The following is a 14,078-nucleotide window of genomic DNA, read 5'->3' on the forward strand; positions in this document are numbered from 1 at the left end:
TGCTTATTGGATTTGCTGCGCCCGCCGGACGCTGGCGATCATCGACGAGTTGAGCAGGTAGCCGCGCGCCTGGTCCTTGTCGGCGGCAATGTCCCGCATCTCGTCCAGATGCTTGCGCCGTATGTCGGGATCGCGTTCTTCGAGCAGGCGTTTGTTGCGGATGGTGATGGCCTGTACATACTCGATGTTGGTTTGCCGGCGCTGCCGCACGTACAGATCCAGATCGTCCCCGCGCTGCGGATCGGCCAGCACGGCGACCAGCTTCTCGGTCAGATTGACGGCATCGTGAATGCCGCTGTTAAGTCCCATGCCGCCAAGCGGGTTGTTGACGTGCGCGGAATCTCCCGCCAGCAGCACGCGACCGACGCGGAAAGTCGACGCCACGCGTTGATGCACCCGGTACACGCTGCGGTAGGCGATGTCATAAGTCTGATCCGGCGACAGGAAACCCTGGATACGGCTTTGCACGAATTCGTCCGACAGGATTTGTTCCTCGTCCATCTCCGGCAGCGTCGGGAAAGCAATGCGCCAGATGCCCGGCGGTCCCTGATGCGGCTGGATGAAGATGGCGCACCATTCGTCGGGATCGGCAATATACGCATTGCCGGTGAAGCCTTGTTCGCGCAAGTCGTACGGCGTGGCAAACACCAGGAAGCGTTCCGGCCAGGTAAAGCCTTCGAACTCGATATCCATCCCTTTGCGCACTGTGCTGCGCACGCCGTCGGCGCCGATCAGATAGGAAGCGCGAATTTCTTCGGCGCCGGCAGGCGTCTCCACGTTGACCGTGACGCCGTCGGCATCTTGCGTAAAACCGGTGCAGCGATGCGAGAACAGCACGCGCGCATTCGGGTATTGCTGCAAGGCTTCGTGGGCGATGTGCGACAGCTTGTGCTGTTCGCAATGCAGGCGAAACGGATAGCGCGTCTGATCGGAGATGATGCCGAGATCGAACTGCGCGACCACGCCGTGGCGTCGATCGCGGATCTGCCACTCGGGAACCTTGATGCCTTCTTTCAGCAGCGCTTCGCCGAGGCCGAGCGCATCGAGCATTTCGACGGTCGGCGGATGGAAGGTGCCGGCGCGCAGATCGCGGGGAATGGATTCTTCGCCTTCCAGCAGGATGACGTCGACGCCCTGGCGCGCCAGGGCAAGCGTGGTGACCAGTCCGACCGGACCGCCGCCTGCGACTACTACGGGATTTCTTTGCATGTTTCTGTTCCGGGTCTGCCGGCGCGCATGGCGACGCCGGCGTTGATGAAGTTGTTGTCGTTGTCGTTGCCGGGCTTGTCTTCAGCGCTGCTCGCGCCACAGGCCGAGCACTTCCTGCACGGGACGATCAGAAAAACTGAATAGCGTTGTTTCGCCGTGCGCTTCGAAGTGATGCTTCGCCCAGCTTGGAATCACGAAGACGTCGTTCGGCTGTGCAGTGAACGTACGGTCGTCCAGTGTCACCGTGACGGCGCCATCGATCACGGCGAACACGGTACCTGCCGAGCAGCGATACGGCGCTGTCGAAAAAACGTCGGGAAGCAGCTGGATATACGCGCCGATGGTGGGCATCGGATGACCGCCGGTAACCGGATTGGCGTAGCGCAGCTTGTGGCCATGACAGGCGTCGGGTGCGTCACCGGCGGCCAGCGTGCGCAGCGCCGCCAGCGTGTCGGCGTAGGGATAGCTGAACAAGGGCGAGGCCGGCGTCGGCGCGACATAGTCCACCGGCAGCAGATTGCTGCCGTAACGGGCCTTGCTGTCGCCTGCGCTTTTCTGCGGCGACGGCGCTTTCTGATCGCCGGTGTTTTCGGCAAAGCTGGCGTCCAGCATGGCAACCAGCGGTACGTCGAGACCGTCGAGCCAGACCATCGGCTGGTCGGTTTCGTTGCCGTGTTCGTGCCAGGTCCACGACGGCGTGATGACGAAGTCGCCGCGCTTCATCGGCGTTTTTTCGCCTTCCACCGAGGTGTAGGCGCCCTCGCCTTCGAGAATTAGGCGGAGCGCCGATTGTGTGTGGCGATGCGGCGGAGCGATCTCGCCCGGCAAGATCAGCTGGAGGCCCGCATACAACGATGTCGTGGCGGCCGCCTGCCCGCGCAAGCCGGGATTTTCCAGGATCAGCACGCGCCGGATGGCTTCTTCCGCAGTGATCAGCTCTCCCGCTTCGCGCAGGTATTCGCGCACCTGGCGATACGGCCAATGCACCGCCCGGCACGCCGATGCCGGCGTCCTGGTCACGAGGTTGTGCAACTGTTCCCACAACGGCGCAAGGTTGGCCGGATCGATCCTGCTGTAGAAATCGCGGCGTGTCGCTTTTGTATCGACTATCGCTGCAGCATTGCTGGTGGACATGGTTGTCTCCGATATGGGCCGGCGGTGATGCGGATGAAGAGATCGTCCGGCGGCTTTTTCAGTTTCGTCAGGATCAGGCGCGGATCGCCACATCCATCTCGCCGATGGCGGCAATGCGCGCATGCATGACGTCGCCTGGCACGATGGTGCCGACGCCTTCCGGCGTGCCGGTCATGATGATGTCCCCCGGGTATAGCGTGTAGGCGTGCGAGGCCACCTCGATCAGGTCGGCGACGCCGGTGATCAGGTCGCGCGTATTCGCGGATTGGCGCGGCTCGCCGTTGACGGTAATGGAGAAGTCGAGGTCGTCCGGATTGTCGATTTCATCGCGCGTGACCAGATACGGACCGAGCACGCTGTAGGTGTCGGCCGATTTGCGATAGCTGCGGTCTTCGGGACCGCGCACGGTCATGTCGAGGCCGATGGCGTAGCCGGCGACGACGTCGAAGGCGTTCTTCGCCGAAACGTCCTTGCATTGCTTGCCGATGATGACGGCCAGTTCGACTTCGTGGTCGTTGCGGCGACCCGGATAGGCAATGCGCACACCCTCGCCGGCGCCGACGATGGAGGATGGGGATTTCAGGAAGACGCCGAACTTGGCCACCGGCGAGTCGAAGCCGTCGTAGCCCGGCAAATGCACGCCGTTGTGGATTTGTTTGTCGGCGGCCGATTCGGCGACGTGCGCATGATAGTTCAGCGGCGCAGCGATGATCTTGGAAGGATTCGCTACCGGGCTCAGCAGCTTGACGCCGCTCAGAGGCAGACGCGCGGCCTGCGTCTTGAGCGCCAGCATTTTGTCCTTCAGTTGCGGCAGCAGCGCGATCAGCTGATCTCCGGGCGTCAGCGGCCAGGCCAGCGCGGGCAGTTCCGCAGCGATCGCGGTGACATCGAATACCTGATCGCCTTCGACCAGGCCGATACGGTTGTCGTTGAACCGGCAGATTCTCATTTTTATCTCCAAAGTAGCAGGCACTCTCGCCGCAAGTTTTTATGCATCCGTCGAGGCCGACGGCATGCGCAAGTTATTTTTCAATTAAAAATATAACGCGCTCATTTTTGATTTCGATCATTATTATTCTTCAATTTTTATAAGTCAATATAATTTTGAGCAAGATACAAAAATAGAAAATGCGTGTGGATTGGCTGCGCGAGCGGAGCGCGATGCGGTTCAGGGAAGGCGAATATTGCGAGGGAAAACGGCCGAAGGGCGCGGATCAGGCTTGCCAGACGCCATAGCCCGCTTCACGCAAGCCGATAGCCAGCTCGACCTCCATGTCGCGCGCGCCGTCGTAAGGCATCGGGTTATACATCTCGTAGAGTGTGGGCAACAGGCGCAGACCGAAGTCGCGCACGTAGCGGTTGGACTGGATGCCGGCCTTGTGCTTATCGAAACGCCCTCCCGGGCGATTTTTTGTTTGCGGAGCAGATTCCGTACACTGCAAACGATTTGCATAATAAATTAGTCATTTTGTATTTTTGACTAATTTGTTATGCAATTTCTTGCTTTTCCACAAATGCATAATAAAATGGACATTAAGCCCATCAACACACTTTATTATGCAATCACTTCTCGCTCTCGGCAGTCAGATCCGCAGCGCCCGTAAAGCCCGGCAACTGAGTTCGACCAGTCTGGCCGAGCGCAGCGGCATTCATCGCAACACCCTGCAGGCGCTGGAAACCGGCAAGGGCAATATCGAACTCAGCAAATTGCTGTCGATCTGTGCCGAGCTGGGGCTGGAGCTGTTGCTGGTGCCGCAGGAAGTCTCGGCGCAGCGCGCCGCCGAACAGGGCGGCGAGGGCGCGCGCACCGAATTGTCCGAGCGTCTGCATACCTTGATGAGGAACGGCGCATGAGCATGTTGCGATCCCTGCGCATCCGGCTCGGCGTCACCGAGGTCGGTTCGCTGTTTGCGCTCGACGACGGGCGCGTGTATTTCCGTTTCGACGACGCCTACGCCGTTGACCCGGACCGGCCGGTGCTGTCACAGCTGTATCGCGGCTCGACCGAGGAGCGCACCGTCGCCCAATTGCTCAATCCCGCGCTGGAAGCCAATCGCGGCGACGGCAAGGGTGGTTTGCCGGCATTTTTCCAGAACCTGCTGCCGGAAGGCCAGTTGCGCAAGCATCTGATCGAGCGCGCCGGTCTTGCTCCCGACGACGAGTTCGGCCTGCTGGCCTATTGCGGCAAGGATTTGCCCGGCGACGTATCGGCCTTGTCGGAAACACTCGATGACAGGCATCTCGGTCGCCTGATCGGCCAGGGCCGCGACAGCTACGAAATGAGCGCCGGCCAGTTGCCCACGCCTGACGGCGAATCGATCTCCGGCGTGCAGCCCAAGATCGGCCTGGTGCGCGCAGCGGGCGGGCGTTACGTGATGCGTTCCAAGGATGCGCGCGGCGCGCATTTCATCGGCAAGCTGCCGGCGTCGGATTATCCTCAGATGCCGGAAGTGGAATTCTCGTCGCTGGCGCTGGCGCGCGCTGCCGGTGTGCAGGTGTGCGAGCACGAACTGGTGCCGCTGACGGCGATTGCCGACCGGTTGCCGTTCGGTTTGCGCAGCGACGCCGAGAATTTCCTGCTGATCCATCGCTTCGACCGCGATGCCGGCACGGCGACCGGACGGCTGCACATGGAAGACTTCGCCCAGATCACCGGCACTCCGGCCGCCGCCAAATACGCAGGCACCTACGCAGCGCTCGGCGTGGTGCTGCTGGAGCGCAGCGTCAAGGGCGAGGAAGATCTGTTCGAGCTGCTGCGCCGGATCAAGGTGAACGAGCTGCTCGGCAATTTCGACGCCCACCTCAAGAACTTCAGCATGCTGTATCGCACGCCGCAAGCGGCCGAGCTGTCGCCGGCCTATGACATTGTCGCGTATTCGGCTTACCTCGCCGGCCATGGCCACGCATTGGCGTTTGCGCCCGGAGAAAAGGCGCGGCAACTGCTGACGCCGGCGGTGCTGCGCGAACTCGCCAATATCTGGCGCATTCCCGAACCCAAGCTGCAAATGGTGCTGGTCGATACCGTCGAGCGCGCGATGCAGAGTTGGCCGGAGTTATTGCAAAGCCTGCCGCTCAGCGACACCCAGCGCAGCCGCATCAGGGCGCATCTGGACAACAACCCCAGCGTGATTGCCTGGCAGCGTCGCGCCGCCCGCAAGATCAGCGGCAAGGCGTGACGAGGGAGAAGGAGCGGACATGAAACCGACAGCGCCTTTGCCGCTCAAGGATGGCGTCGCGCCGAGTTACCTGTGGCTGCAGGAGGCCGCGGACTTGTGGAGCAACATGCTGGACTTCCTGACGGCGCGCTTTCCCGGCGTGACGGAAGAGGCCTGGCGTCAGCGCATGGCGCGCGGCGAAGTGGTCAATCAGGATGGCGTCGCGCTGACGCCGGCATCGCCTTATCGGCGCGGCGATTGCATCTTTTACTACCGCGACCTGGAAGGCAGCGAAACGCCGATTCCTTTCACCGAACAGATCCTGCATCAGGACGAGCATCTGCTGGTGGTCGACAAGCCGCATTTCGTGCCGGTGATTCCGACCGGCCGTTTCCTGCACGAAAGCCTGCTGGTGCGCCTGAAAAAGAAAACCGGCCTGGCCGACCTGCTGGCGCAGGACGGCGCCATCGACGGCGTGTTTTGCAGCTCCGACATTCTCGCCATGGGGGTCATGATCGAAGCCCAGGTGCGCGGCATTGCGATTCCGTCGCAACTGGCGGTGATGGGCTTCGGCGACCTCAGCTTCTCGCGCGACCTGCATCCGCAACTGACGACGGTGCGCATCGACGGCACCGGCATCGGCAAGACCGCCGCGCGCTTCATCATCGAGCGAGCTGAAGGCCGGGAGGTGCCGGAACGCGTGCACGACATCGGGTTCACCATCATTGAGCGGCAAAGCGTGTAAGCGCTCCTGCCGCCCGATCTTCCCGCTTTCTTCCAATATTTCCCATTTGACAACGTCGCGGCAAACCGATTGACAGCCTGAAACGGTACCGCTACCATTTGCGTTAATCGGAATTGGTAGCGGTACCAATTTCAACCTCGTGCATTCCCCGATCTCAGTACAAGGCTCATCATGTCCAACACGTCCCCGCTGTCGAATTCCTCCGGCTCGTCCGCTCCCGTCGTCACCGCCATGCAGGTCATCCCGGTCGCCGGCCGCGACGGCATGCTGCTCAACCTGAGCGGTGCGCACGGTCCTTACTTCACGCGCAACATCGTCATCCTGACCGACAGCGCCGGCAACACCGGGGTCGGCGAAGTACCGGGCGGCGAGCGCATCCGCCAGACGCTGGAAGACGCGTGCGAGCTGGTTGTCGGCCAGTCGATCGCCAACTACCACGCCGTGCTCAACCGCATGCGCCAGACCTTCAGCGACCGCGACGCCGGCGGCCGCGGCCTGCAGACCTTCGACCTGCGCATCACCATCCACGCCGTCACGGCGGTGGAAGCGGCGCTGCTCGACCTGCTCGGCAAATTCCTCGGCGTGCCGGTGGCGGCCTTGCTCGGCGAAGGCCAGCAGCGCGACAAGGTGGAAATGCTCGGTTACCTGTTCTACGTCGGCGACCGCAACGCCACCGATCTCGACTATCACAGCGAACCCGACAATGCCGACGACTGGCAGCGCCTGCGCCACGAAAAAGCCATGGACGCGGACGCCATCGTGCGACTGGCCGAGGCGGCGTATCAGCGTTACGGTTTCAACGACTTCAAGCTCAAGGGCGGCGTGCTGCGCGGCGAGGACGAAATCGAAGCCGTCACGGCGCTGCACGAACGCTTTCCGCAGGCGCGCATCACGCTCGATCCCAACGGCGGCTGGCTGCTCAAGGACGCGATCCGCCTATGCCGCGACCAGCACGATGTGCTGGCCTATGCCGAAGATCCCTGCGGCGCTGAAAACGGCTACTCGGGACGCGAAGTGATGGCCGAATTCCGCCGCGCCACCGGCTTGCAGACCGCCACCAACATGATCGCCACCGACTGGCGCGAAATGGGCCACGCCATCCAGCTGCAATCGGTCGACATCCCGCTGGCCGATCCGCATTTCTGGACCATGCAGGGCTCGATCCGCGTGGCGCAGCTGTGCGACGCGTGGGGCCTGACCTGGGGTTCGCATTCCAACAACCACTTCGACATCTCGCTGGCCATGTTCACGCAAGTGGCGGCCGCCGCGCCCGGCAAGATCACCGCCATCGACACGCACTGGATCTGGCAGGACGGCCAGCGCCTCACGCGCGAACCGTTCCGTATCGTCGGCGGCATGGTCGACGTCCCGACCGCGCCGGGCCTCGGCGTCGAGATCGACATGGAGCAGGTGATGGCCGCCAACGCGCTTTACAAAGCCAAGGGCCTCGGTGCGCGCGACGACGCCATCGCCATGCAATACCTGATCCCCGGCTGGAAGTTCGACAACAAGAAACCCTGCCTGGTCAGGTAAGCCAATACCAACGCAACAATAAAGATCGCACGGGCCGCAACGACGGCCGCAGCGACAACCTCAAGGAGATAGCAAGTGAGTGACCACGCAACCAAGCAAACCATTGCGGCTTACGCTGCGCATCCGGACGGCAAGGCTAGCGGCCCGCTGGCCAGCGCCATCGACAAGGTCAAATGGCGCATCCTGCCGCTGTTCGTGATCATGTTCATCGCCAACTACATCGACCGCGTCAACATCGGCTTCGTGCGCTCGCACCTGGCGACCGATCTCGGCATCGGTTCGGCGGCGTTCGGCCTCGGCGCGGGATTGTTCTTCATCGGCTACGCAATCTTCGAAGTGCCGTCCAACATGCTGCTGCAAAAGTTCGGCGCCAAGGCCTGGCTCACGCGCATCATGCTGACCTGGGGCGTGGTGGCGACGTCGATGGCCTTCGTGCACAACGAGACCTCGTTCTACATCCTGCGTTTCTTGCTGGGCGTGGCCGAGGCCGGTTTCTTCCCGGGCGTGGTGTACTACTTCACGCAATGGCTGCCCAACAGCGAACGCGGCAAAGCGATGGCGGTATTCCTCAGCGGCTCGGCCATTGCATCCATCCTGTCCGGCCCGATCTCGGGTGCGCTGTTACAGATCGAAGGCGGCGGCCTGCACGGCTGGCAATGGATGTTCATCATCGAAGGCCTGGCATCGGTGCTGCTGTGCTTCGTGGTCTGGCGCCGTCTCGACTCGACGCCGCAAGACGCCAGGTGGCTCAGCGACGACGAACGCCACAGCCTGACCACCATCATCGCGCACGAACAACGCGAACGCCAGGCCAGCAAGCCGGTACACGTCTCGTCGTGGAGCCTGCTCAAGGATCCGCAGATCCTGCTGTTCTGCTTCATCTATTTCGCCATCCAGCTGACGATCTACGGCGCGACCTTCTGGCTGCCCAGCATCATCAAGAAGATGGGCCACTTCAATGACTTCCAGGTCGGCCTGTTCAACTCCATCCCGTGGATCATCTCGATCGTCGCGATGTACATCTTCGCCAGCCTGGCCGCACGCTTCCGCCACCAGCAGGCGTGGGTGGCGGCAACGCTGATCATCGCCGCGGCCGGCATGTTCGCCTCGACCACCGGCGGTCCGGTGTTCGCCTTCGTCGCGATCTGCTTCGCCGGCATCGGCTTCAAAGCGGCCTCGTCGCTGTTCTGGCCGATTCCGCAAGCCTATCTCGACGCGCGCATCGCCGCTGCCGTGATTGCGCTGGTCAATTCCATCGGCAACCTCGGCGGCTTCTTTGCGCCGGCGACCTTCGGTTACCTGGAGCAAAAGACCGGTTCGATCCAGGGCGGCTTGTACGCTCTGGCGGTGGCCTCGGTGATTGCCGCCGGGCTGGTGTTCCTGGCGAGGACCTCGGGCAGGAAGGCCGCCTGACGCGACACCGGCCGGCACGGGAGAGCGGACTTGTTACAATGTCCGCCTCTTCTCTCCACAAGCATTCCAGCCATGTCCAAAAGCAAGCGTCCCGCCGGCAAAGCCGCCAATACCTCCGCTCCTTCCGCGTCCGCGGATTCTTTCCTGATTCCGGCCGAATACGAACTCGACGAAGCCCTGGTCGACAAGCTGGCCAACCTGGCGGTTGAACTGGCGACCGAGGACGAGGCCTCGCCCGACTTGCCGGCCAAGCAACGCGACCTGCACCGCATCATCACCAAGAGTTTGCGCCAGCAGCAGGACGACGTGCTGTACGAAGCGCTGGAACGCGCGCGCGACCAGGAAGCCGAGGCCTATCCCTACCTGCGCGAAAAGATCGAGGAAGCTGCCGAGACGGTCTTCTTCTCCCGCAACGAGCGCAGCTATGAAGTCAACGCCTTCGTCATCCCGATGTTCGTGCGCACCGTCGGCGGCCTCGATGCGGAACAGAACTTCCGCGACGCCGACGCCTTCACCGAACTGACCGCCAGCATCAAGGAAGCCCAGCTCGAAAGCGCCGACGCCAAGGTGGTGCTGGTCAGCTACGCCTATCACCTCGACGAAATCGACGCGATCACCTACAGCCATCTCGAAGCCATGGTGCGCGATGCCTACGCCGCCATGACCGACAAGAAGCTGACCTCCACGCCCGCCATCGACCGCAGCATGAGCAACTGGCCGGCCAACCGTTTCGGCGCCGAAGACACGGCAGTGGAGCTGCGCTTCCTGCTCGGCTTTGCGCTCAAGACTGCGGACGATCCGTTTTACACGATTCCAAAAGACGAAGCGGCGATGGATGCCTACTTCGCGGTGCGCGCCCAGCGCTTCCAGGCCTGGAGCGAAAAGGTCGTGCCGCTGGTGCAGCGCTGCCTGGTCACCGATGGCCGCCAGTTCGACGTGCATTTCCTGTATCAGGACCTGTTCCACGGCGGCAAGGAACGCGGCATCGCCGAATACTTCATGCTGCAAATGATGTCTGAACTGGACCACGGCCTGCAGGAAAGCGGCGTGGATGCGCAGCGGACCCACGCCATCATGGGACCGGTGCATACCGAAGGCGACGTGCTGCTGCGCGTGAATATCTACAACGGCGAGACCGTCGTTGCCACCGCTGAAAAGCCGCTCGACGGCGGCGGCGATTTGCAGATCGAGCTCGACGACACCTGCGACGCGCTGCTGACCATGGGCGTGCAATCGGTGGCGCTGGCGGAAGAATTCGATGCCGCCGGCAAGGCCGTCAATGTGCAGCCATACGCCGACGGGGCTGTGGGGTAATTTCAGTCAGCCAGGCGGCGCTCCAGCAGCGCCACCGTGTCCGGCGCACCCATGGCACGCGCCGCTTCCAGCGCCGTCGCGCCATTCGCGCTGCGGGCCTTGATGTCGGCGCCGTGCGCCAGCAACAACTCCACGATCTCCAGGCGATTGAACATCGCCGCAATCATCAGCGCGGTCTTGCCGTCGGGCGAGGCGCCTTCGACATCGGCGCCGCCGTCGAGCAATGCCTGCACCACCGCCACATGTCCCTTGAATGCCGCACCGGCAATCGGCGTCTGGCCATTGTCGTTGCGCAAGCCGGCATCGGCCTTGTGCTGCAGCAAGACGCACACCGCCGCATCATGGCCGTGGTATGCGGCCAGCATCAGCAGGCTGTCGCCTTTGTGGTCGCGCAGGTTGGGCGGCAGGCCCTTGGCCAGGTAAGCCTCGAGCTCATCGGCGTTGCCGTGACGCGCCAGGTCGAACATCTTGGCGGCGAAATCCAGCGTGGCGTCGTCGAGCGCGCCCGGATCGTTGGGTGAGGAAGAGGTCATGGCGATTTCTTTCAAAAACGTGAAAGCCGGCCAGGCTGCAGGCATGACCGGCGACTGTCGCCGATCATAGCAAACAACCCGGCCGGCTTCAGGCGCTCGCCCGGCGACCGCTTCCCACGCGCGCTGATGAAATCAGTTCTTTGTAATCATTTGCAAGCGAGTCAGCGACAGCGCGTTCAGCCCGCTCTCCGATGTGCCGGCCTCGCGCGGCAGGCAACGGAAGTCGAGCTCCACCTGCAGCGGCTGCCAGCTGCGGGCCTGCTGGCGCAACTGCATGTCGCGGCCCTGGACGGCGCACCAGGCCACGGCTTTTTCACGGCTGGCATTGGTCAGCCGGGACATCGACATGGTGTAGCTGATGCCGGTGGCGGTGAGGTTGTAGTTGTCGCCGCCGTCGACCGACACCACCTCGCTGAAGTTGGCGCAGCCGCCCAGCACGCATGCGGCGAGCCAGGATGCAAGTAAAGTCGCAGCTCGGGAAATCACGGAGGGATGCATGGAGGTCCTGCACTGATTGATCACGCAGCCAGTGTAGGACCGTGCGGAAAACTATTACATCATCCTGATTCAACTTTACCTGTGTTCAAAATCGTCAAGAGCCGGGCAAATCCGATGATGCGCTAGACCGCGACTGCGGCCTCCTGATTCACCTGGCGCGACAGGTACGGCGCATGCGGGTTTGCTCCCTGCGCACCCTGCGCATACACCCGGCCGAATCGATTGGCGAGGAAATCCGCCAGCGCGATCTGCTCTTGCCGGATGAAGCCGTGCGCCGGCAGCTTGCCCAGCCGGAACAGATCCAGCGCAGTGCAGATGCCGGCTGCGGTGGTGATCTGGATCGCGCTCTCATGCACGCCGTCGCGGGTGGCGGCGAAGATCTTGCGCGAGAACACTTCCTGTACGTGCAGGCCGTCGCGCATGCCGCTCACCGTCACGAACACCAGCACCACGTCCTGCATGGTGGTCGGCACCGACTTGCGCAGAATGCCCTTGAGCTGCTCCTGGTCGTCGCGCAGGCGCAGTTCTTCCAGCAGGAATTTCACCAGGTCGCGGTGGCCCGGATAGCGCACCGATTTGTAGTCCAGGTTGCGCACCTGGCCGGCCAGCGTGCTGCATAGCGTGCCAAGTCCGCCGGAGGTATTGAAGGCTTCGTACTCGACGCCGTCCAGTGAAAAATGCTCCAGTCCTTCCAGCGGCTGGATGTCCTGCATCTTGCCGTCGCGGATCGCTTCGCAGGGATGGCAGTACTCGTTGACCAGGCCGTCGACGCTCCAGGTCAGGTTGTATTTCAGCGCATTGGTGGGAAACTCCGGCAGCGCACCGACGCGCATCTTGACCTCGTGGATCTCGTCGAAGCTGCTCGTCAGCGAATGCGCGGCGATGCCGATGAAGCCCGGCGCCAACCCGCATTGCGGCATGAAGGCGGTATCCGCGCCGGCCGCCAGCTTGGCGATGGCGCGGGTGGCGCGCACGTCTTCGGTCAGGTCGAAATAATGCACGCCGCTCAGCCTGGCCGCTTTCGCCACGGCGGTCGCCATGTGGTACGGCAGCGCGTTGAGGCAGGCGTCGCGGCCCGACAGCAGGCTGCACAGCGCGTCATGGTCGTTGAAGTCGACCTGCGCGGTTTCCACGCCGAGGGCGCGCATCGCCGCCAGCGCAGCGGCGTCACGGTCGGCGGCGAGCACCTTGTAGTCGCCGTCGGCATGCAGGTGCAGGAGACGGGCGATGGCCAGGCCGATATGGCCGGTGCCGAGCAGGACGATTTTCATGATGTGCTCCTTGTGATCGGGTTGCAGCCGTGATGGCCGGCGGATGCCTTCATTGTAGGAAACAGCCGTCACGATAAAAAGACCAAGATTGATGCGTGTATGACGATAATTTCGTCATTTTGTAGCGATCAGCGATGCGAATAGACGTCCATGCCGAAAAAGCATCCACGCAAGCCGTCTCCGGCGGCGTTCCCGACAAGCGAGAATGTGCAATATGCCGCGCAACACATACCGCTTGGTATTAAAATTGCCGGATGCCGTCCGGGCCAGAAGTCCGGGCGGCACGCGAGCCAACCAAAACAACGGCCATATTTGTGCCATTTGGAGCCGCTGACAACACGCCGCCAATGGTGTTTTGTGAGCGGCTCTCAATTCATCAGGGAGAGAAGCAATGCAGAATCGTCGCAGTTTCATCACCAACGTCGCCGGCCTCGCCGCCGCCAGCTATCTGCCCGGCGCCTTCGCGCAGAGCGCACCGGCCGGCGAATCCACCTTCGCCCGCATCAAGCGGACCAAAGTGCTGCGCATTGGTGGTGTACGCGGTCAGGCTCCTTATTACAACAAGGACCTTGCCAGCGGCGAATGGGTCGGCTTCATGATCGACTTCGCCAAGAACCTGGCCGCCAGCCTGAACGTCAAGCTGGAAGTGCTGGAAACCACCTGGGGCAACTCGGTGCTGGATCTGCAGACGCGCAAGATCGACGTCTTCTTCGGCCTCAACCCGACTCCGGCGCGCCGCGAAACCGTGGGCTTCTCCGAGCCGCTGTTCAACAACGCCTTCACCATCGTCTCCAAAAAGGGTTTCGCACCGAAGACCTGGGAAGAGCTCAACAAGCCTGAAGTCAAGATCGGCGTCGACATCGGCTCCTCGCACGACGCCATGATCAGCCGCGTCTGTCCCAAAGCCACCATCGTGCGCCTGGAAAAAGCCGACGACGCCACCCTGGCCCTGCAAACCGGCCGCGTCGACGTGCAAGTTCTGGTGTGGCTGCTGGCGCTGAACGTGCTGAAGAAAAACCCGAGCCTGGGCACCATGATCGTGCCGATGCCGCTCGAAGCCACCTCGACCAATATCGGCGTGCCGAAGGAAGACGACAAGGCCTGGCTGGAATACATCAACAAGTGGATCGTGCAGGAGCGCGCCGCCGGCAAGGTCAAGTCCACCGTGCTGGAAAACCTGCAGAAGCTGTCGGGCGTGCGTCCGGAAGACGTGCCGCCGCAAATTCCTCTGTAATTTCGCCGGCAGCTATTTCGCCGGAAGTTTCAAAGCAAA

At 62.4% G+C, this 14,078-nt stretch carries 13 protein-coding genes and 1 pseudogene; 7 read left to right on the forward strand and 7 right to left on the reverse strand.

Annotated elements, in window-relative coordinates; all coding sequences use genetic code 11:
* Nucleotides 1-3 precede the first annotated feature (3 nt).
* The 4 genes and pseudogenes from F506_RS11255 to F506_RS11270 form a co-directional block, all read right to left on the reverse strand.
* Nucleotides 4-1,209, reverse strand: coding sequence for an FAD-dependent oxidoreductase (locus F506_RS11255; RefSeq protein WP_053197506.1), 1,206 nt, complete (start codon nt 1,207-1,209; stop codon nt 4-6).
* Between the two features lie 81 nt (nt 1,210-1,290).
* Entirely contained in the window at nt 1,291-2,343 is a 1,053-nt protein-coding gene (gtdA, locus tag F506_RS11260) for a gentisate 1,2-dioxygenase (protein WP_053197508.1), read from the reverse strand.
* A 73-nt stretch (nt 2,344-2,416) separates the two neighbouring features.
* Entirely contained in the window at nt 2,417-3,292 is an 876-nt protein-coding gene (locus tag F506_RS11265; protein WP_053197510.1) for a fumarylacetoacetate hydrolase family protein, read from the reverse strand.
* 265 nt (nt 3,293-3,557) lie between these two features.
* Nucleotides 3,558-3,746: pseudogene (locus F506_RS11270) on the reverse strand (hypothetical protein); the annotation flags it as partial.
* A 154-nt stretch (nt 3,747-3,900) separates the two neighbouring features.
* Between F506_RS11270 and F506_RS11275 the strand changes: the two are divergent.
* The 6 genes from F506_RS11275 to F506_RS11300 all read left to right on the forward strand — a co-directional run bounded on the left by F506_RS11275 (nt 3,901) and on the right by F506_RS11300 (nt 10,503).
* Nucleotides 3,901-4,197 (forward strand): helix-turn-helix transcriptional regulator, encoded by a 297-nt coding sequence (locus F506_RS11275; protein WP_053197512.1) that lies wholly within the window; start codon nt 3,901-3,903, stop codon nt 4,195-4,197.
* Nucleotides 4,194-5,519, forward strand: coding sequence for a type II toxin-antitoxin system HipA family toxin (locus tag F506_RS11280; protein WP_053197514.1), 1,326 nt, complete (start codon nt 4,194-4,196; stop codon nt 5,517-5,519). The genes F506_RS11275 and F506_RS11280 overlap by 4 nt, the downstream gene beginning before the upstream one ends.
* A 19-nt stretch (nt 5,520-5,538) precedes the next feature.
* Entirely contained in the window at nt 5,539-6,243 is a 705-nt protein-coding gene (locus tag F506_RS23650) for a substrate-binding domain-containing protein (protein WP_083457778.1), read from the forward strand.
* Between the two features lie 171 nt (nt 6,244-6,414).
* The gene (gudD, locus tag F506_RS11290; protein WP_053197516.1) at nt 6,415-7,776 is read left to right on the forward strand and encodes a glucarate dehydratase; all 1,362 of its coding nucleotides are present in this window, start codon (nt 6,415-6,417) and stop codon (nt 7,774-7,776) included.
* A 102-nt stretch (nt 7,777-7,878) separates the two neighbouring features.
* Nucleotides 7,879-9,189 (forward strand): MFS transporter, encoded by a 1,311-nt coding sequence (locus tag F506_RS11295; protein ID WP_053201493.1) that lies wholly within the window; start codon nt 7,879-7,881, stop codon nt 9,187-9,189.
* 72 nt (nt 9,190-9,261) lie between these two features.
* A complete protein-coding gene (locus tag F506_RS11300) occupies nt 9,262-10,503 on the forward strand; it encodes a DUF2863 family protein (RefSeq protein ID WP_053197517.1) in 1,242 nt (413 codons plus the stop codon).
* 2 nt (nt 10,504-10,505) lie between these two features.
* Here the strand turns inward: F506_RS11300 and F506_RS11305 are convergent, their stop codons facing one another.
* The 3 genes from F506_RS11305 to F506_RS11315 form a co-directional block, all read right to left on the reverse strand.
* Nucleotides 10,506-11,036, reverse strand: coding sequence for an ankyrin repeat domain-containing protein (locus F506_RS11305; RefSeq protein WP_053201495.1), 531 nt, complete (start codon nt 11,034-11,036; stop codon nt 10,506-10,508).
* Nucleotides 11,037-11,168: 132 nt separating this feature from the next.
* The gene (locus tag F506_RS11310; protein ID WP_053197520.1) at nt 11,169-11,534 is read right to left on the reverse strand and encodes a hypothetical protein; all 366 of its coding nucleotides are present in this window, start codon (nt 11,532-11,534) and stop codon (nt 11,169-11,171) included.
* 122 nt (nt 11,535-11,656) lie between these two features.
* The gene (locus tag F506_RS11315) at nt 11,657-12,805 is read right to left on the reverse strand and encodes a saccharopine dehydrogenase family protein (protein WP_083457781.1); all 1,149 of its coding nucleotides are present in this window, start codon (nt 12,803-12,805) and stop codon (nt 11,657-11,659) included.
* A 391-nt stretch (nt 12,806-13,196) separates the two neighbouring features.
* On the opposite strand from F506_RS11315, the gene F506_RS11320 reads away from it, so the two are divergent.
* Nucleotides 13,197-14,039: a transporter substrate-binding domain-containing protein gene (locus F506_RS11320; protein ID WP_053197522.1), complete on the forward strand. Its 843-nt coding sequence runs from the start codon at nt 13,197-13,199 to the stop codon at nt 14,037-14,039.
* Nucleotides 14,040-14,078 lie beyond the last annotated feature (39 nt).

This window comes from Herbaspirillum hiltneri N3, from assembly GCF_001267925.1.
Taxonomy (GTDB): Bacteria; Pseudomonadota; Gammaproteobacteria; order Burkholderiales; family Burkholderiaceae_D; genus Herbaspirillum; species Herbaspirillum hiltneri.